This window comes from Actinoplanes sp. NPDC023801 (assembly GCF_040639655.1).
Classification (GTDB): Bacteria; Actinomycetota; Actinomycetes; order Mycobacteriales; family Micromonosporaceae; genus Actinoplanes.
In genome coordinates, this window is the sequence record NZ_JBFAAI010000002.1 from 359,162 (window position 1) to 377,187 (window position 18,026).

Annotated in this window: 13 protein-coding genes and 1 tRNA gene; 5 read left to right on the forward strand and 9 right to left on the reverse strand. The window is 70.1% G+C overall.

The window, feature by feature from the left end:
* Nucleotides 1-75 precede the first annotated feature (75 nt).
* From AB0G04_RS06200 to AB0G04_RS06210, 3 genes are all read right to left on the reverse strand, one after another.
* The gene (locus AB0G04_RS06200) at nt 76-1,047 is read right to left on the reverse strand and encodes a MoxR family ATPase (protein WP_360977259.1); all 972 of its coding nucleotides are present in this window, start codon (nt 1,045-1,047) and stop codon (nt 76-78) included.
* A complete protein-coding gene (locus AB0G04_RS06205) occupies nt 1,041-3,569 on the reverse strand; it encodes a fibronectin type III domain-containing protein (protein WP_360977262.1) in 2,529 nt (842 codons plus the stop codon). The genes AB0G04_RS06200 and AB0G04_RS06205 overlap by 7 nt, the downstream gene beginning before the upstream one ends.
* Nucleotides 3,570-3,747: 178 nt before the next feature.
* On the reverse strand, nt 3,748-5,703 hold the full coding sequence (locus tag AB0G04_RS06210) for a tetratricopeptide repeat protein (protein WP_360977266.1): 1,956 nt from the start codon (nt 5,701-5,703) through the stop codon (nt 3,748-3,750).
* Nucleotides 5,704-5,873: 170 nt separating this feature from the next.
* Between AB0G04_RS06210 and AB0G04_RS06215 the strand changes: the two genes are divergently transcribed.
* Nucleotides 5,874-5,958: transfer RNA gene (locus AB0G04_RS06215), tRNA-Leu, on the forward strand.
* Here the strand turns inward: AB0G04_RS06215 and AB0G04_RS06220 are convergent.
* Nucleotides 5,923-6,144, reverse strand: coding sequence for a hypothetical protein (locus AB0G04_RS06220; protein ID WP_360977269.1), 222 nt, complete (start codon nt 6,142-6,144; stop codon nt 5,923-5,925). The two genes, AB0G04_RS06215 and AB0G04_RS06220, sit on opposite strands and share 36 nt — an antisense overlap.
* 471 nt (nt 6,145-6,615) lie before the next feature.
* On the opposite strand from AB0G04_RS06220, the gene AB0G04_RS06225 reads away from it, so the two are divergent.
* The 3 genes from AB0G04_RS06225 (at nt 6,616) to AB0G04_RS06235 (ending at nt 9,907) form a co-directional block, all read left to right on the forward strand.
* Nucleotides 6,616-8,208, forward strand: coding sequence for an MFS transporter (locus AB0G04_RS06225; RefSeq protein WP_360977273.1), 1,593 nt, complete (start codon nt 6,616-6,618; stop codon nt 8,206-8,208).
* Between the two features lie 131 nt (nt 8,209-8,339).
* Nucleotides 8,340-8,669, forward strand: coding sequence for a YciI family protein (locus tag AB0G04_RS06230; RefSeq protein ID WP_360977276.1), 330 nt, complete (start codon nt 8,340-8,342; stop codon nt 8,667-8,669).
* Nucleotides 8,666-9,907, forward strand: a complete 1,242-nt coding sequence (locus tag AB0G04_RS06235; RefSeq protein WP_360977279.1) for a DUF6596 domain-containing protein — start codon at nt 8,666-8,668, stop codon at nt 9,905-9,907. Before AB0G04_RS06230 ends, AB0G04_RS06235 begins: the two co-directional genes overlap by 4 nt.
* 36 nt (nt 9,908-9,943) lie before the next feature.
* Here AB0G04_RS06235 and AB0G04_RS06240 read toward each other — a convergent pair whose 3' ends face one another.
* On the reverse strand, nt 9,944-10,237 hold the full coding sequence (locus AB0G04_RS06240) for a histidine kinase dimerization/phospho-acceptor domain-containing protein (protein WP_360977282.1): 294 nt from the start codon (nt 10,235-10,237) through the stop codon (nt 9,944-9,946).
* A 122-nt stretch (nt 10,238-10,359) separates the two neighbouring features.
* Between AB0G04_RS06240 and AB0G04_RS06245 the strand changes: the two genes are divergently transcribed.
* A complete protein-coding gene (locus AB0G04_RS06245) occupies nt 10,360-10,521 on the forward strand; it encodes a hypothetical protein (protein ID WP_360977285.1) in 162 nt (53 codons plus the stop codon).
* A 20-nt stretch (nt 10,522-10,541) separates the two neighbouring features.
* Here AB0G04_RS06245 and AB0G04_RS06250 read toward each other — a convergent pair whose 3' ends face one another.
* From AB0G04_RS06250 to AB0G04_RS06265, 4 genes are all read right to left on the reverse strand, one after another.
* Nucleotides 10,542-12,164, reverse strand: coding sequence for a PAS domain-containing sensor histidine kinase (locus AB0G04_RS06250; protein WP_360977288.1), 1,623 nt, complete (start codon nt 12,162-12,164; stop codon nt 10,542-10,544).
* A 139-nt stretch (nt 12,165-12,303) separates the two neighbouring features.
* Nucleotides 12,304-12,636 (reverse strand): ATP-binding protein, encoded by a 333-nt coding sequence (locus tag AB0G04_RS06255; RefSeq protein WP_360977291.1) that lies wholly within the window; start codon nt 12,634-12,636, stop codon nt 12,304-12,306.
* A 637-nt stretch (nt 12,637-13,273) separates the two neighbouring features.
* Nucleotides 13,274-16,618: a TIR domain-containing protein gene (locus AB0G04_RS06260; RefSeq protein ID WP_360977294.1), complete on the reverse strand. Its 3,345-nt coding sequence runs from the start codon at nt 16,616-16,618 to the stop codon at nt 13,274-13,276.
* Nucleotides 16,619-16,828: 210 nt separating this feature from the next.
* Nucleotides 16,829-17,149: a MerR family transcriptional regulator gene (locus tag AB0G04_RS06265; protein WP_360977297.1), complete on the reverse strand. Its 321-nt coding sequence runs from the start codon at nt 17,147-17,149 to the stop codon at nt 16,829-16,831.
* Nucleotides 17,150-18,026: the final 877 nt, after the last annotated feature.

The window sequence follows — 18,026 nt, forward strand, 5'->3', positions numbered from 1 at the left end:
GAACGGACGTGCCCGAGCCTGAGACGGACGACGTGTCCGGGTCTGGAACGGCTGCCCCGGTGTCCTGCGGACGGGTCACGCCGCGACGTGCTGGTCGGGCAGCGGGACGGGCACCGAGCGCAGCGCGTCGGCCAGCACCTCGGCTGCCGTCACGCCGCGCAACTGGGCGTCGGCGGAGAGCAGGATGCGGTGCGCGAACACCGGGCCGACCAGCTGCTTGAAGTCCTCCGGCAGCACGTAGCCCCGGCCGCCGATCAGCGCGTACGCGGCGGCGGCGCGGGTCAGGGCGATCACGCCGCGAGGGCTGACACCGACCCGGACCTGCGGGTGGTTGCGGGTGGCGGCGGCCAGGCGCACGGCGTGCGCATAAAGGGGATCGGCGATGTGGACCGCCGCGACCATCCGCGTCATCTCGCCGATCATGGCGGTGTCGGTGACCGGCTCCAGATTGTCCGGTGACCGGACCGAGGCGCCGCGGAGCACCTCGATCTCGACCTCCTCGGAGGGGTAGCCGACGGAGAGTTTGACGAGGAAGCGGTCCAGCTGGGCCTCGGGCAGACGGTAGGTGCCGTCCATCTCGACGGGGTTCTGGGTGGCGACCACCAGGAACGGCTGCGGCACCGGGTGCGGCACGCCGTCGACCGTGACCCGCCGTTCCTCCATCACCTCGAGCAGCGACGACTGGGTTTTCGGCGACGCGCGGTTGATCTCGTCGGCGATCACCAGGTTGGCGAACACCGGGCCGGGGTGGAACTCGAAACCCCGGTTGGCCTGGTTGAACACGGTCACGCCGGACACGTCGGAGGGCAGCAGGTCGGGGGTGAACTGGATGCGCCGCCACTGGCCACGGATCGACGCGGCCAGCGCCCGTGCCAGGGTGGTCTTGCCGACGCCGGGCACGTCCTCCAGCAGGACGTGCCCCTGCGCGAACAACGCGGTGAGGGTCAGCCGGACCACCTCGGGCTTGCCGAGCACGACCGTGCCGATCCGGTTGGCGAGCTCGCCGGCGACCTCGGCGAAGCCCTGGATGTGCGCGGGCGTCAGCACGTCGGCAGGTCCGCCAGGTCGTCGCCGCCCTCGAGGTTCAGCCACGCCCACGGGATGTAGGTCTTGCCCTCGTAATTCACCTGGATCCACCACGTGCTTCTCTTGTTCTTGTTGTACACGTACGCGTACACCTCTTCGCCGGACTTCTTGCAGTAGGTCTGCAGCCGGGTGCCGTTCTTGACCCAGCCGGCCTGCTGGTCGTCGTCCTGCCGGGCGACCTTGAAGATCTCGTTGCCGTTGCGGCCGTTCACGTCTCTGTCGCAATAGGTCCGCTGATCGCCGCTGTCGCCGTTGATGCAGGTGGCGATGCCGTAGAGGGCGTCGGTCGTCTTCGCCATCGTCGCGGCCTTGCTACCGGCGGCGTTCTCCGCGGTGACCGTGAACGTGTAGGCGGTGCTCGGCTTCAGCCCGGTCGCGTTCAGCGAACTGCAACTGCCGGACGAGCCCTTGCCACCACCGGTCACGGTGAGCGTGCAGGTGGTCGTGCCGCCGCCGTTGTTCACCGCGAACGCCACCTTGGCCGTGCTGAACGTCGCGTCCACCCCGGTGACGGTGACCGTGGGAGCCGACACGGTCCGTGCCGTCGCGGTCGCCGCCGGCCCGGCACCGGCCTCGTTGACCGCCGTCACCTCGGCCTGCACCGTGGCGCCGTCGCCGAGCCCGGTCAGCGTCACCGAGGTCCCGGTCGCCTCGGTCTCCTTGCCACCGGCCTTGACCACGTACTTCGTGATCGGCCGGCCGTTGTCGGGCGGCGCCGTCCAGGTGACCGTGACCGCACCGGCCGTCCCGGCGACGGTGGCGGCGGCCGCGTTCTCCGGCTTGCCCGGCACCGTGAACGGCACCACGCTGTTGCTGATCGCCGACGCCTTCGAGCCGGCGCCCAGTTCGTTGATCGCCACGACGGTGAACGCGTACTGCTTGCCGAATTCCACCTGGTTCGCCGGCACCGTCAGCGACGCGCTCGGCGACTCCCCGATCGGTGAGGTGACGCCCTCACTGACGGCCGTCACCGCGTACCGCACGATCTTGCGTCCCTGGCCGTTGGCCTCCGGCCAGGTCACCGCGATCGTCCCGTCCGGCTTCGCCTCGGCGACCGGCGGCGTGGCCGGCGGGTCCGGCACGTCGGAGGTCGGAACCGCCGCGTTGCTCGACCGGGCCGGCCCGTCGCCCTTGCGGTTGACCGCGTGCACCTGGAACTTGTACGTCTCACCGTTGGTCAGCCCGTCGACCAGCAGCGAACGCTGATCGGCGCCGACCTGGAAGGTGCGCCCCGCCCCGGCCACCACGTAACGCGTGATGGCGGCGCCGTTGTCGGGCGCGGCCTGCCAGGAGACCCGCACCTCGGCGTTGCCCGCGGCGGCCCGCACACTGCGCGGCGCGCCCGGTTTCGAGGCCACCGGCTTCTTCGGCTTCTGCTGCTTGGGCGGCGCGGGCGGCGCCTTCACCGGCGGCGGGTCACCGCCGAGAACCTGGTCGGTGTCCTTGTCGACGGCCCGGACGGTGTGCTGGTCGTCGACGACCCGTGCGGTGGTCGACCCCGGCGCGTTGATGAACAGGTGATTCTCGCGGACCTCCAGCTCCAGGTCGCCGCCCGGCTGCGGGATGTCGATCGGCTCCTGGGCCTGCCCGTCCTGGTCGAAGACGTGCACCGTGCCGTCGTCCTCAGGCACGTAGAGATAGCCCCGGTAGGCGACGGCCGGCTGAATCTCACCGCCGACGGCCGGCACCGCCACGTCACGCACCCCGTCCGCACCGACCGTGTAGACCCGCCGGTCGTCCGGAACCGTCACCGCGATCGTGTCGCCGTCGGTGCGCGGCGGCAGCTCACCGGGCCCGCTCAACGGCAGCGTCGTCGGCTGCCCCGCACCCTTGTCGTCCACCCGCACCAGCGCGTTCGTCGTGCGGTCGAGCACCGCGATGCCCTCGGCCATCGCGGTCACCGCCAGGTCGTGACTCGGTGCGGCCACCGGATCGGTGCGCAGCCGCGTCGGCGCCGACTCCCCCGGCTCGATCGCCGTGACCGTGCCCTCGCTCGGCGCCGCGACCCACAACCGGCCGGCGCCGTCGAACACACCACCGCTGATGCCCGGCGGGAACTGCAACGGCTCACCGATCGGCTGCAGGGTCGCCGCGTCGACCTGCTGCACCCGGCCCTGCACCGCGTCGGTGATGAACGCCGAGTCCCGGTGCAGCGCCACACTCACGCCGATGCCCGGCTGGGTCTGCTGATTCCAGTAGACCACCAGGTCGGTGAGGTCCATCGAGGCGACCGCGCCGGTCTGCACATCGCGCAGCAGCACGAACCGGTCGCTCTGGCTCACCTGCGTCTGGTGGCCGCGGGCCCGGGCCACGTCGGCGCGGGTGTCCACCCGCGCGCTCGTCCCGTTGATCCGGGCCAGCTCGCCCTTGCCCTTGCTCCACACCCAGGACGCGGCGTCGAAGCTGGCCAGCGCCTCATCGGCGGCTCCCAGCCCGCGCACGGTCAATCCCAGGCCGGCCGCGAGAACGACGACCGTCGCCATCGTGACCATCTGCCCCCGGCTGGGTATCCGGCGCCTACGCGCCGCCACCGTGGTGGCTTCAGTGCTGGTCACTGCGGTCGTCCTCCCCGTCGAGCTGGTCTAACCGCCTCAAGGACGCAGGCCATCATAGGGAAAGTGCGGTGTTCGTCGATACCCGGCTCATCAGCCTGTGGACAACTCAGGAACGCTGCGTGCACACCTGACTCGAACTCGCGAACCGGTCCGTGCCATAGACGGCGACCACGGCAAAGCAGTACTCGAGCTTCGGGTTGAGCCCGCTGACCAGGGCTTCCGTCTTGCCGAGGCCGACGTTCGAGACCGGCTTGAGCTGCTGCCCCTGCCGTGCCATCGTCACCACGAACGGCACTTTCCCGCTCGTGGGATCACGCCACGTGAGTTCCACAACGGCACCCCGATCGTCCAGACGCACTGTGGACGGTGGATCGCCCGCAAGCACCGGTCCCGTGGAGGCGGTCGTCTGTGGAGTTGCGGGCGGCTGCTCCCGATCGAACAGCACGACCACCAGCGCACCCACCGCGGTGAGCGCCACGAGGGTGGCGGCGACGGTCAGACCAACGGCAAGACCCCGGCCCTTCTGCTGGTACGGGTGAGCCTGCGCACCGGTGTCACCCGGATAGGGGTAGGTCTGCACCGCCGCGCCCGGCGCCCCGGCCGCCCAGCCGGGCCCGGCCGGCCCGTGCTGCCCCGCACTGGCTGCACCCTGCTGCCCCGCATGCGACGCACCCTGCCAGCCGGGATCCGATGTCCCCTGCCAGCCCGGGTTCGGTCCCCCTTGCCAGCCCGGGTGGGATGTGCCCGGCCAGGCCGGCGGCATCGCCGCGACGTGTCCGTCCGGCTGCGGATAGCCGGAGTGACCCGACTGACCGACCGGCGGGGCAGGTGGCGCCGAGGCGTGGCCGGTCTGCCGCTGCGCGTATCCGGGCGTCGCCGCCTGGTCGGTCCAGCCGACCGGATAGCCGGCCTGCCCGGCGTAGCCCTGCGGGTATGCGGCTTGTCCCGGCGCATAGCCCGGCGGCCCCCCCTGCTGTGGAGGCGTGTGGCCCGCGGGATGGCCGGCCTGGGCGGTGCCGTAGCCGGGCGGTACCGCGTGGCTCTGCTGACCGGCCTGCGAATAGCCGGACCGCTGAGGGACGGCGGGTGGCCCCGGTTGCGGTGGGGCCGGCGGCTGACCCGTACCGGATGACTGGTTCTGATCGCCGGCACCCGAAGATCGCGGATCGCCGTCCCACTGTCGGGCGATCGGCAGCACGTCGGTCGGGCGGTCGATCGCCGCCCGCGGGTCCGGGCTCCCCGCCACGCCGTGGCCCTGACCCCCTTCCGCCACCGGACGCTGTGCGTCCTGTCCGGGGTGTCCGGCCGTCGTCGGCGGGACGCGATCGACGGGCGGGGCGGGCTGAGACAGCTCCACAGGTGCGGACGGAGCAGGCTGAATCGGCTCGGCCGGCACGGGCGGGCCAGGCTGTATCCGCTGCGCGGGCGGGCCGGGTCGTGCCGGCGGGACGGCCTGAACCCGCTGCGCGGGAGGGGCGGGGTGAACCGGCTGCGCGGGAGGGGCCGGGTGGGCTCGTCCGGTGGGTGCGGGCGGCGCGGCCACGCCGGACGACGGGTGCGTGATCGGCGACGGGTGGCCGGTGGGAACGGGCTCGACGGGGGTTGGCGGGGCCTCCGGCCGTACCGCCGTGGTGGAAGGGTCCTCGCCCAGATAGGTCCGGGCCCGGGCGATGAACTGATGCCCCTCGCCGAGGACCGGAGGTCCGTTGGTGATCACCCGCCCGAAGGCCTTGCGCGCCTCGTGCTTGTTGCCCAGCTCCTCCGCGACAACGCCGAGGTCATGCGAAATGTGCAGCATGACCGGATCGCTGTCACCGAGTTTCCACTGCCCCGCCGCGTACGCGTCCTCGAGCATCCGCCGGGCCGCCATCGGGTCGTCCGACAGCAGGAAGACACCGGCGAGCTCACGCTGTGCGGTCAGGACGTCCGGCTCGTCCTCCCCCAGGTTCTCGCGCCCCAGCTCCACGGCCCGTTCCAGCAGCACCTGAGCCGGCCCGAGGTCACCGGATGCGATCAGGGCACGGGCACGTTCGAGCGCGGGAGTGAGGGGGGACTTCGGCACGCCCGCCATGCTGCCCGTTTCCCCCGCCCCGCGCCACACCCGAAGCCGACCCCGGCCCCCGCTTCGACTCCGGGAGGAGGCCGTATATAGTTCTGTCCGTGCGGCCGACAGGGCAGCTGAAACCCAGGTGAAAGCCAGGGTGGCGGCCCCGTTAAGCTTGTACGCAGCAGGTCCGGGTGGCGGAATGGCAGACGCGCTAGCTTGAGGTGCTAGTGCCCTTTATCGGGCGTGGGGGTTCAAGTCCCCCCTCGGACACACGTTATACACACGGCCGAAGTCGTCGCTGACGACCTCGGCCTTCAGTGTTTTCGGGCCTGGCTGGAAGGTCATCCGCAGCCCGCGGCTGTATAGCTCCACGCGGTCGCGGGAGTCTGCGCCCCGGATCAACGTGAGCAGGTCTTTGAACACTGCGGCGATGGCGTCGAGCTGTTCCCCCGTCATCCGCTGAGGTGACACGTCAGTGAGGTCGAGCCGGGCTTGGCCAGCCTTCTTGATCGCGGCGGTCTCGGTGATCCATCCGGCGATGAGGATCGGATCGCCTCCGGCGTCGAGCGCCGCCCGGTAGCGGTGGATCTTGGCGTCGGCGTCCGTGATCGTTTGGCGGATCCTTGCGGTGTAATCTGCGCTGCTGGTTGCGGCGAGTGCTGCGCGGTGCCGGGCATCGGCTACGCGGCGGAGGTTGTCCGTCAGAGCGGTCCCAGTGAGTTGGACCGGTGCGTGGTGGCGTGGCCGGTCGAAGATCTCCAGGCCACGCCGGCCTCGGATCTCCGGCCTGGCGACAGGTCCCGCCCCGACCGAACCCCGTGGTGAAAAAATCCGGGAGGTGGTGTCGGATCGGGGCCGGGACGTTCGTAGCAGGGGTGAGCGGCGCCCATGAGGCGGCCCGCATGTCGACGACGACAGGATCAGAACATGACCACTGCAGACACGACGCCCCAAGCCGGGCGGCGGGAATGGGTCGCGCTGGCTGTGCTCGCCCTTCCTACGTTCCTCGTCACGATGGACTTCTCGGTGCTCTACCTGGCCGTTCCGCACCTGACTGTCGCTCTTGACCCGACCGGCGTCGAGCAGTTGTGGATCGTGGACATCTACGGCTTCATGATCGCGGGATTCCTGGTCATGATGGGCACCGTCGGTGACCGGATCGGCCGCAAGAAACTGTTGCTCATCGGCGCCGTCGTGTTCAGCCTCGCCTCGGCGGCGGCGGCGTTCTCCACCAGCCCGGAGATGCTGATCGCCAGCCGCGCCCTGCTCGGTGTGGCGGGTGCCGCGGTCATGCCGTCGGTGCTGGCCCTGATCACCGCCATGTTCACCGACCCGAAGCAACGCGGTCGCGCCATCACCATCTACCTGACGTGCTTCATGGCGGGGCTGACGCTTGGCCCGCTCGTCGGTGGCGCGCTCCTGGAGTACTTCTGGTGGGGTTCGGTGTTCCTGGTGGCCGTGCCGGGAATCCTGGTGCTGCTGGTGTTCGGTCCCGCCGTGCTCCCCGACCAGAAGTCACCGCAGCCGGGCAGGCTCGACCCGTTGAGCGTTTTGCTGTCGCTCGCGGCGATGCTGCCGTTCGTGTATGGGCTCAAGGAGCTGGCCCGCTACGGCTGGGATTGGTTCGCGGCTGTGGCGCTGGTGTTCGGCATCGCGATGGGTGTGGTGTTCGTCCAGCGGCAGCGGAGCCTGGAGCACCCGCTGCTCGACCTGTGCATGTTCGGCAACCGCACGTTCACGTCCGCGCTGGCCCTGACCTTCGCGACCAGTGTGGTGGGCACCGGCACCCTCCTGCTCGTCACGCTGTACCTGCAGAACGTCACCGGCCTCACCCCGTTGGCGGCCGGCCTGCTGCTGATCATGCCCAACGTGCTGATGATCATCGGGAACCTGGCCAGCCCACCGCTGTCCAACTACATCCCCGCCATGTACATGATCATGGGCGGGCTGCTCATCGCGGGCGTCGGCTACACGATGTTCACCCTGGTCGGCTCGGCATCCGGTCCCGAAATGATCATCATCGCGATGTGCGTGGCCATGCTCGGCACCGGGCCGCTGGCCGCGTTCTGCAACCAGCTCGCCATGGGAGCGGTGCCGGCGGAGAAGGCGGGCTCGGGGGCCTCGATCCTGCAGACGGCCAACGAACTCGGGCTCGGCCTGGGCATCGCTACACTCGCCACACTGGGAACGGTTGTGTACCGGAGCAACATGGAGGGCGCGCTCGACGACGTGCCACCCGACGCGGCGGCCGCCGCCCGGGAGAGCGTCGACCGGGCGGTCGACGTGGCCGGTCAACTGCCTCCGGAGCAGGGCCTTGCCCTGCTGGCCGCAGCCCGCGACGCGTTCACCTCCGGCGTGCACACGGTCGGCATCGTCAGCGCCATCCTCTACGTCGGCCTGGCCATCCTCGCACTGCGGGCGTTCCGGCACCTGCGGACCACGAAGAGCCGGTCAACCCACCCCGACGAAGGATCCGGAGGCCAACCCGGTCCCCAAGCCACGTCGGCCACCACAGCCTGAGCTGGTCGACGATGGACCGGAATGTTTTGGAAAGAAAGCCGCGAGACGGTGTCGGATCGGGGTAGGGCCGTTCGTAGCAAGAGCGAGCGGCCGCCCACCGGGCGCCACCGGCGTCATTGGAGATGACCGAGATGCAGTACCTGATTTCTGTGATTGACGACGAGACCACCTCTCCCACCCCGGCCGAGCTGGCCGCCGCCGGCGCGTTCAACGACCGGCTCAAGACCGAGGGACACTTCGTCTTCGCCGGCGGCCTCGCCGCGCCGAGCACGGCCACCGTCATCGACAACCGGAACGGCGAACCGGTGTTCACCGACGGTCCCTTCCTGGAGTCAAAGGAGTACTTCGGCGGGTTCTGGATCATCGAGGCCCCCGACCTCGACGTGGCGATCAAGCTCGCTGCCGAGGGATCCAGGCAGTGCAACCGGCGGGTCGAGGTGCGGCCGTTCCACAGCGAGTGAACGCGATCGACGTCCGAGAGGCGATCACCCGCGCCCACCGCGAAGAGTGGGCCCGGGTGGTCGCCGCCCTGACCCGACGTTTCGGTGACCTCGACATCGCTGAGGAGGCGGCCGCCGAGGCATTCGCCACCGCCGTCGAGCGGTGGCCCACCGACGGCGTACCCCCCAATCCCGGCGCCTGGCTGACCACCACCGCCAGCCGCAAGGCCATCGACCGGATCCGGCGCGAGAACAAGCGCGACGAGAAGCAGAGGGAGGCTCACATCTTGTCCGCCGGCAACCCGCCCGAGCCTCCCGGCGCCATCGACGACGAGCGGCTCCGGTTGCTCTTCACCTGCTGTCACCCGGCGCTCGCGATGGAGATCCGTGTGGCACTCACCCTGCGCATGGTCGGCGGTCTGACCGTCCCCGAGATCGCCCGTGCCTTCCTGGTGCAGGAGAGCACGATGGAGCGGAGGATCACCCGCGCGAAGGCCAAAATCAAGGCGGCTCGCATCCCCTATCGAGTGCCGTCCGCCGAGGATCTCCCGGCCCGCGTCTTCGGCGTCCTCGCCGTCCTGTTCCTCGTGTTCAACGAGGGCTACCTGGCGACCGGCTCGGACACCGACCCGATCCGTCAGGACCTGACCGCCGAGGCGATCCGGCTCACTCGCCTGCTCCGGGCCCTCATGCCGCAGGACGGCGAGGTGGCCGGGCTCCTCGCGTTGATGCTGCTCATCGAGGCCCGCCGCACCGCCCGCGTTTCGGCCGACGGCGAACTGGTCACCCTCGACGAACAGGACCGAGCGGCCTGGGACGCGACGCTTCTCGCCGAGGGGCATCAGCTGGTCCGCGAACGCCTCGCCGCCGCGGCCGCCGGGGTGGCCCCGGGGCGCTACCAGATCCTCGCGGCGATCAACGCCGTCCACACCTGCGTCCGCGACGCGCGCGACACCGACTGGGCGCAGGTCGTCACCCTCTACGACCAGCTCGTCCGCCTCGACCCCTCGCCGATCATCGCCCTCAACCGGGCCATCGCGGTCGCCGAGCTCGACGGCCCGCAGGTGGCCCTGGCAGCCGTCGAACGACTCGAGGACAAGCTGGCCGGCTACCACCCTTACCAGGCCACCCGCGCCGAACTCCTGCGCCGGCTGGGCCACAGCCAGCAGGCGCGCGCGGCCTACGACAAAGCCATCGGACTGGCCGGCAACACCGCCGAGATCGCCCACCTGAGGCGCCGCCGCGACCAGCTGGGATAGGGCGGCGGCGGGGCGGCGGCGCTTCAGGTGGTCACCCTAGTGGCGACCAGGTGGATGTGCTCGCCGATGGCGCGCCCGCAGGATCTGCTCGACGTCACCGATGACGTGGTTGAGGTTGAGCACCTCGGCCTGGGTGATGTCGCGGCGGCCGAAGGCGAGCAACTGTTTCGTCAGCCGGGTGGCGCGTTCCGCGGCCCGGCTGATCTGGCCGAGGTCGGTCCGGGCGTCGGCGAGGTCTCCGGGATCGGGGACGCGCGAGTCGAGGACCTCGGCGATCATCTCGGCGTAGTTGCTGATCACGGCGAGGATGTTGTGGAAGTCGTGGGCCACGCCGGCGTGCGTGCTGCAGGCGTTTCTCCGCGGCGTCGCGTTCGGCCTGGGTGATGAGGCGTTCGCGTTCGGCCTGGGCGATCAGGCGGTCGCTGACGTCACGGATCGCGGTGGTCACGATCATGTCCTTGTCCATCGGCACCGCGCAGCCGCAGCGGCCGGTAGCCATCGACGTCGAGCTGCGCCAGCTCACCGTCGATGTCGACGCAGTGGGTGCCGTATGGGGCTCGGACACGTTCGGGGTACGCCGGTGGCCAGGTGCCGGTTGCGTGCCCAGGACGTGAGGCGATCGACGGCAGCGGCGTCAAGGCGCGAGGACGGTTTTGGTCGGGAGGCTGATGCGGAACGTGGTGCCGGGCCGGTCATGGCTGGCGAGTGCAATGGTGCCGCCGTGGCGTTCGATGATGGCGCGGGTGATGACCAGGCCGAGGCCGGTGCCGGGGATGCGCCGGTCGAGTGCGGTGGAGGCGCGGTAGAAGCGGCGGAACAGGTGTGGGCGGTCGGCGGCGGGGATGCCGATGCCGGTGTCGGTGACGGTCCAGGTGATCCGTCCTTGGCCGTCGTCGAGGTCGTCGGCGGTGGCGGTGATGGTGATGGTCCCGTCGGCGGGGGTGTATTTGATGGCGTTGGACAGCAGGTTGTCGGCGACCTGCTGCAGGCGGCTGCCGTCGGCATACAGCTCGAGGTGTTCCGGAGTATCGACGATGATGGTGAGGTTCTTACCGGCTGCTTGGGCGGCGACGGCCTGAACGGCGCCGCCGATGATGGCGGCCAGGTCAGCCGGGGCCGGGTGTATGGCCAGGTGCCCCGACTCCAGGTGTGCCAGGTCGAGCAGGTCGCCGGCCATGACCGAGAGTCGCTCGGCGCCTTTGAGTACGGTGCGTACGTACTGCCGCTGATCGGCGTCGAGCAGGCCGTCGAGCTCCTCCTCCAGCAGCGACGCGGTGGCGGTGATCACCGCGAGCGGGTTGCGTAGCTCGTGGGTGACCAGAGCAAGGAACTCGTCCTTGGTCCGGGCCAGCTCGATGGCTAGCTCTTCGGCGCGGCGGCGTTCCAGATACTGACCGACCTGCGCAGCGATGCCGGTCAGCAGGGCGGTCAGGGACTCTTCGGGGTCTTCGACACGGTCGCCGTAAACACACAGCGCCCCGATCGCGCGGGAGCCGGTGCAGATGGGCACGCCGACAGCGACGTGCAGGCCGATACGGGCAGCGGCTCGGCTGCGCAGGGATCCGGCGTCAGCGGCGAGGTCGGCGATCCACAGCGACCGGGCGCGGGCATAGACGCGGCCGGGCAGACCGGCGCCGGGCGGCAGCTCGTCGAGAGCGAAGTTGCCCAGCGTGCGACCGGGTGCGGCGTGCCGGGCGGCGCAGGCCAGTACCTGCCGCTCGTCGTCGGCCAGCCACAGTTCAGTCACCGGCCAGTCCATCTTCACGCCCAGCGCTTCCACGACCCGTGTGGCGGCTGCCTGGCTGGAGGAGGCCTCGGCCAGGCCGCGGGAGACGCTGGCCTCCACGCCGGCGAACCGGCTGATGCGCCGGGCGGCGGTGACGTCGTGACAGAAGGCATGGAAGACCGGGCCGGCAGTGGCGCTCAAGGTGAGTTCGATCGGGAACTCGTGGCCGTCGGCGTGCACGGCCTCCAGCTGCAGCCGCTGGCCGAGCCGGCGCCCGGATCCGCCGGCCGCCAGCAGGGCCAGCCCGGCACGGTGCGCCGCCCGGTACCGCTGTGGGATGATCAGCTCGGCCAGGTCGCGGCCGCACGCATCGGCGTGGCGATGACCGAACGTGGACTCCGCAGCCGGGTTCCAGGCGACGACGTGCCCGGCGACGTCAATGGCGATATAGGCGTCCGGTGCGCTGGCCAGCAGCGCTTGCGGGTCCTGCAGCACATTGCCGCCGCAGGCGACCAGTACCGGCTCGGTCATGACGTCCCCCGGTCCATGTCGCGCGTGGAAGCGCTGGCTTTACCAACCGGGGGGTGCGGTACACGATGGCTTCCAGCCTACCCGCGACTGTCTGTTAGCCGAACCGCCGAACGTTCCTGTTCCAGGAGAGTAGGACAGGTCAGGGCGCGGACCTCAGCGCCGCCCACGTCATCTTGCCGTCCCTGACAGGCCAGCAGCCCCATCGATCAGCTGTCGCGTCGACCAGGATCAGTCCACGGCTGAACCCGGGGCTGGTGAGGCTACGCATGACGGTGAGGGGATCCGGCATCATCGGGCGGTGCGGGCTGCCGTCGATGACCTGGATGATCAAGTGCTGGCGACCACGAACCACATGTAGGTCGATCATGGTCCCGGCGTGCCGGACCGCGTTGGTGACCAACTCACTGGCCACGAGAGCCGCCGACGCCAGCAGGCTCGGCAATTGCCACTGCAGGCATGCCTGAGTGATCACGTCACGAGCATGTGCAGGGGCGCTGACGAGCGGTAGCAGCACGTCGCTGATACATGGCGACTGTCGCCGTGTCGGTTTACTCATGGTCGCCCCCACCCGTCTGCGTTGCCCCCATGTCAGATGACGTTTCCGTTTTGATCGCCGATATTCCTCCGTTGCGTGAGAGATTCCGCGTACGTCGCTCAACGATGGTGGAACGTGCAGCGGAGCCGTCCGTTCCACTTCCAGCCCTGAACCAAGCTGATCCCACCGTGGCGGCTACCGCAGTCGATCAGTGATGGGCCACCGTACCTGCGAGCGTTTGAGCGCGAGGCCCTGGCGGCCGAGCGCACCGCCGCGCCCGGTTCCACCTGCGCGCTGCCACCGCGGACGCGGCGACCGGGGAGGGGGCCTGACGGCGTTCCGCGCGGCCCCGGGCTCAGGGTTGAGGAGGAGCGGCACAGCGGTTGGCGATTCGAACGATCTTGGCGGCGAGTCCCGCACCGGTCGATGAAGCCCGGTGGTAACACCCAGCCGGCGGTGTTGCTACCGGCGTTGCGGTGACGCCACCGGTAGCCCCCCGAGGAAGCGACCTTCCAGGTCAGTTGGGCCCCTGCGTGGGCCCGGAAGGCCGGACCGGGCGGGTCCGGCCTCTCCGCTAGCCAGGGCAGGTCGGCTGGTACGCCACCTCCGGGATGTAAGCGGCCCACTCGTCCGCCGTGAAACCGCCACCCGCCGCCTCGCACGCGACCGCTGCGGGTTCGTCCCGTAGGGCGGTCAACGACGAGTAGTCCCACAGCACGGCGCGCCGGCCGCCGGGTTCCCCGCTGGCGGCTGTCAGCGTCCGCCCGTCCGGATGCGGCAGCAACGACTTCGACCCCAGCGAGGCGCGTCGCATCGACGGCATCCGGATCGGGCCGGACAGCTCTCCGACGTCCCAGAACGCCACCGAGCCGTCCTGGGAGCCGGTGGTCAGCGTCCGCCCGTCCGGCCCGAACGCCACCGACCACACCGCGGCTTTGGTGCCGGTCAAGATCGCCTGCCGGCGAGCCCGGCCGGCGAGGTTCCAGACCGCCGCCGTCCGGTCGGCGCTGCCGGTCGCCAGCGTGCGCCCGTCCGGGCTGAACGCTGCGACGAGTACGGCGTCGGAGTGTCCCTTGAGCTTCGTGCGCCGCACCGGCTTGGTCCGGTCGGTCACGTCCCAGAGTACGACCGACCGCCCTTCGCCGACCGCGACGGTGTGCCCGTCGGGGCTGTAGGTGATGGCCTCGACCCAGTCCTCGCCGTCCAGAATCGATACTGCGGAAGGCCGGTCCGGCTCGCTGACATCCCAGAGCATGATGGTGTACGCCCCGATGTCGAGAGCGAGCGTGCGCCCGTCCGGGCTGAACGTCATCCGCCCGTCCGGCTCTCCGCCGGGCACCCCACCGGCTGCCCTCGGCGCCCTCGGGTCGCTGACATCGGTGAGCGTCACCCGCGCGCCGTCCGTCACCCCGCCCGCGGCGATCAGGTCGCCGGACGGGCTGACGGCCGCCATGCCGATGTCCCCGTCACGGACGCGCACGGTGGCTTGCTCGATCGGGCGGGACCGGTCCGAGACGTCCCACACCGTCGCTGTTCCGTCGGCGTGCACGGTGGTCAGCCGACGCCCGTCGGGGGTGAGGGCCGCCGTCACCGTCCGCCCGGCGGTCCCGTCCGCCTGGCCGACGGCCGTCGGCTCACCGTGTGCGACGGCGTTCCACAGGCTGAGCGTGCGGAGGCTGCCGACCGTGGCCAGCGTCCGGCCGTCCGGGCTGAACGACATCGATCCCGGGGAACCGCCCTGGTCGTTGAGTTCGTGCATGGGGACCGGCGTGTCGGTCAGGTCCCAGAGCCGCGCCGTCCCGTTGTCGTCGCTGCTGGCCATGGTGCGGCCGTCCGGGCTGAACGCCACGGCGCGGGACCGGGTCGGCGCCGTGGCCACCCGCTGCGGGTTCGCCGGCTTGTCCAGGTGCCAGAACGCCAGGTTCCCCTCCTCGTCGTTGGTGGCCAGCAGGGGCCGGACCGGGTGGACGGCGACCCGCGCCCAGCTGCCGGGCAGCGTGCCCACCTCGGTGGGGCGGGTACGGTCGGTGATGTCCCAGACGATTCCGGGCGCGCCGGCGGTCACCACGCTGCGGCTGTCCGGGCTGAACGCCAGCGGCGCCGGATATCCCTTGGTCTGCCGGGTGAGCAGGGCGGGGCGGGCGGGGTCGGACACGTCCCACAGCGACCACACGCCGTCGAAGTCGACGACGCCGAGCATCTGCCCGTCCGGGCTGAAAGTGGTCCATTTGCCCATCAGCTCGGGCACGGTGCCGACCAGTTTCGGATGCGCCGGATCGGACACGTCGAAGAGGTGCGGTGCGAGTTCGTAGGCGCCGGATATCGCGAGCATCCGGCCGTCCCGGCTGAAGACGGGCTGGGCGGTGAAGAGGAAGCCGTCGAGCGGGGCGAGGCGTACCGGGTTCGCCCGGTCGGACACGCTCCACAACGCCGCAGTGAAATCGTCCTCGACGACGGCGATGACGTCGCCGGGCCCGTGCGCGGCGTACCAGGAGTCGTTGATCGTGCCGGCCCGGCGGGTGGAGGTGACGATTCCCGCGAGTTCCGTGCGGGCCTCGGTGCCCGGCTGGATCCGCTGTGCGGCGATTCCCAGTCGCAACGCCGTCATCGGGTCGTTGTCGATCGTGGCTTTCGCCTGGTTGATCAAACGTCGCCCGGTGGTGACCTTCTTCTGTTCCTCGGCGTTGGCCTGCTGTCGGCGGGCCTCCTCCGCGGCTTCCTCCGCCTTCCGCTGGTTCTGCTCGGCGATGGCCTTCTGCCGGCGGGCCTCCGCCTCGGCCTCCTCGGCCATCCGCTGCTGTTGCTGGGCGTTGCGCCGCTGCCGTTCGGTCTCCGCGGCGGCCTCCTCAGCGAGACGTTGCTGCTGCTCCGCGATGATCCGCTGGCCTGTCGCCTCGCGCGACGACTGCAGCGCCAGTTCACGTTGCTCCCGGGCCACCGCCTCCTGCTGCCGGGCCAGCGCCTGGGCGCGTTTCGCCAGCTCCTGCTGGCGGCGTGCGGCCTTCTCATGCCGTTCTGCTTCGGCCGCCGCCTGCTGCGCCGCGCCTTGCTGTTCCCGGGCTCGTTTCTCCTGCTGTTTGCGTTCGGTGGTGGCGGCGCGTGCCCGGGCCTCCTGTGCGTACGCGTTCTTCTCCTGGCGGCGAGCTTCCTCGGCGTACCTCTCGGCCTCGCCACGCTGGTGTGACGCGTCCTGTTGCTGGCGCTGCGCCTCCACCACCGCGGCCGTGGCCCGGTCGGCGTTGTGGTCCGCGAGCACGGCGGTCCCGGAGGCCACCATGGTCAGCAGTGCGACGGCCGCCACCGCCACCCGGCGCAGCCGGCGGCCCTGCCGGTGCTGGCGGAGATCCTCGCTCTCCAGCTCGTCCTTGCTGACCCCGTGCATGGGTGCGGCCAGCTCGGCGATCGCGGCCCGGAAGCGGGTGTCGCGCAGGTTCAGCTTCCGGTCGTCGTGCGCCCAGCGCAGGTCGAGGAAGAGCGGCTCCTCGGCGAAGACGCCACGGAGAGCGTCGGGCACGGCCGTGGAGTCCGCGGACAGATCGCCGTGCTCCGCGTCCCACCGCCACTCGCCGTCGGTCACCACGGGCAGAATCCGGCCGGCCGGTTTCGTCGCGATCCAGTACTCGATCTCCCGGTTCACCCACGGCGACCGGGCCGCCGCCGGCGAGGCGAGCAGCACGAACCACTCCGAGCCGTCCAGCGCCTTCTGGATCGACGACCACAGCCCGGGCGTCACCGACAGGCCGGTCTGGTCGCGGAAGATCCACAATGCCCGGCGGCGATGCCAGGGCTTCGCGAGCCGGTGCAGTCCACGCTGAACCGCCGGGGCCAGCTTCCCGTCCGCGGCGTGGCTGTACGAGATGAAGCCGTTGAAGCTCATGCCGTTCCTGTCGTCGTTCGTCAACGCCGACCGATTGTGCACGCCGGGGACGATCGACGGAATCCGGTGTTCCGCAGGCCGGCCCGGCTGCAGAGTTCCGCGCCGTCGCGGGATCGGCGTCGGGTAGGACGCGATGAGTGTCGAGTGCGACCCGGTAGCGCTTGTTCGTGGGGTCGCCATCTTCGATCGTCTGGCGCCAGGTACGGCAAACGGTCCCTCTCGTGCTGGAGAAGGACCGTCGGGCGATGGCGATCAGGCAGCGTCCGCGTGCCGTCGGCGCTGGTAGCTCTCATGATGACGGCGGGCGTCCTCAAGCTGGTCCTCGAGAATGATGATCCGGCAGGCCGCTTCCAGGGCGGTGCCGCGGCCGACCATCTCCCGAGCCCGTGCGGCCAGGCGCAACTGGTAGCGGGAGTAACGGCGATGCCCGCCGGCGGACCGGAACGGGGTGATCAGTTTCGCCTCGTCGAGGCGGCGCAGGAAATCCGGCGAGGCGCCGGTGATCTCCGCGGCGCGACCCATCGTGTAGGCGGGGTAGTCCTCGTCGTCGAGCATGTCATCCGGTTGGGCCATACAGGTACCTCCATGACGAGGGCCCCGGCGCAAGAAGCGCCGGGGCCCGGGGTTGCGGGTTTACTACACCATCTACCGACAGGTTCGTCGGCTTGTCGTATCCGCACCGGCCGCCAACTGCAGCGGCTTGAAGTGCGAGGATCGCATAAGCGTGACCGGAGACCACCTCACGTTCGATGGAGACTGCGGTGTCCACCCCAGAACCGGAACTGCGTCCTGACGGCGGGCGATCCAACGGTGCTGAACCCTCCCTTTCCTCTGCTTCCATTACCTGTACTGCTGTCCTGCCATCTGCCGGTGCCGGAACCCCACGCAAACTTCATGGCCCCGCTCACGTACGGCAGATCTTTCCTTCATCAGGCAGAGCCCCGAACATGCCCTGGCCCTACCTGCACGCCCTGACCTGGAATTACGTCAAGGTCTTGACTACCAACTGCTACTGACTTGCCACTTGCGGTACTGCATACTTCCGATCCGCTTCTCGTCAGGCAGAACCCCGAACGTGCCTCGGCCCTGCCTGCATGCCCTGACCTGGAATTACGTCAGGGTCTTGCCTTGCCACTGCGTTGTCTTGCCTGGAATGCGGTCATGCACTCCATCGCAGTCCCGAGCGAGCCACGAATGATCCGGGCCCTGCTTGACGCTCGGCCTGCTACGTCTGCGTCTTCAACGATCTTTGCTGTCAACGAGAGAAACACTAACCGACCCCGCCAAGAAAGTCTAGTCGCCGCAACACAGGTTTTCTGAACCACGGCACCCACCTTGAACAGCCCACCACCGCATCGCCTCATGCTAATGAAAGTCGATGTCGTGTTCATCGCCACTCGATCCACACGCGACGCCCGGTCGGATTTCCGAGGCACCCTGCTACTGTCCA

Coding starts and splice junctions, on each gene's coding strand:
- AB0G04_RS06205 (WP_360977262.1), bottom strand. CDS start 3,569: ATGGCGACGGTCGTCGTTCTCGCGGCCGGCCTGGGATTGACCGTGCGC.
- AB0G04_RS06220 (WP_360977269.1), bottom strand. CDS start 6,144: ATGACGGGGGAACAGCTCGACGCCATCGCCGCAGTGTTCAAAGACCTG.
- AB0G04_RS06225 (WP_360977273.1), top strand. CDS start 6,616: ATGACCACTGCAGACACGACGCCCCAAGCCGGGCGGCGGGAATGGGTC.
- AB0G04_RS06230 (WP_360977276.1), top strand. CDS start 8,340: ATGCAGTACCTGATTTCTGTGATTGACGACGAGACCACCTCTCCCACC.
- AB0G04_RS06245 (WP_360977285.1), top strand. CDS start 10,360: ATGTCCTTGTCCATCGGCACCGCGCAGCCGCAGCGGCCGGTAGCCATC.
- AB0G04_RS06250 (WP_360977288.1), bottom strand. CDS start 12,164: ATGACCGAGCCGGTACTGGTCGCCTGCGGCGGCAATGTGCTGCAGGAC.
- AB0G04_RS06265 (WP_360977297.1), bottom strand. CDS start 17,149: ATGGCCCAACCGGATGACATGCTCGACGACGAGGACTACCCCGCCTAC.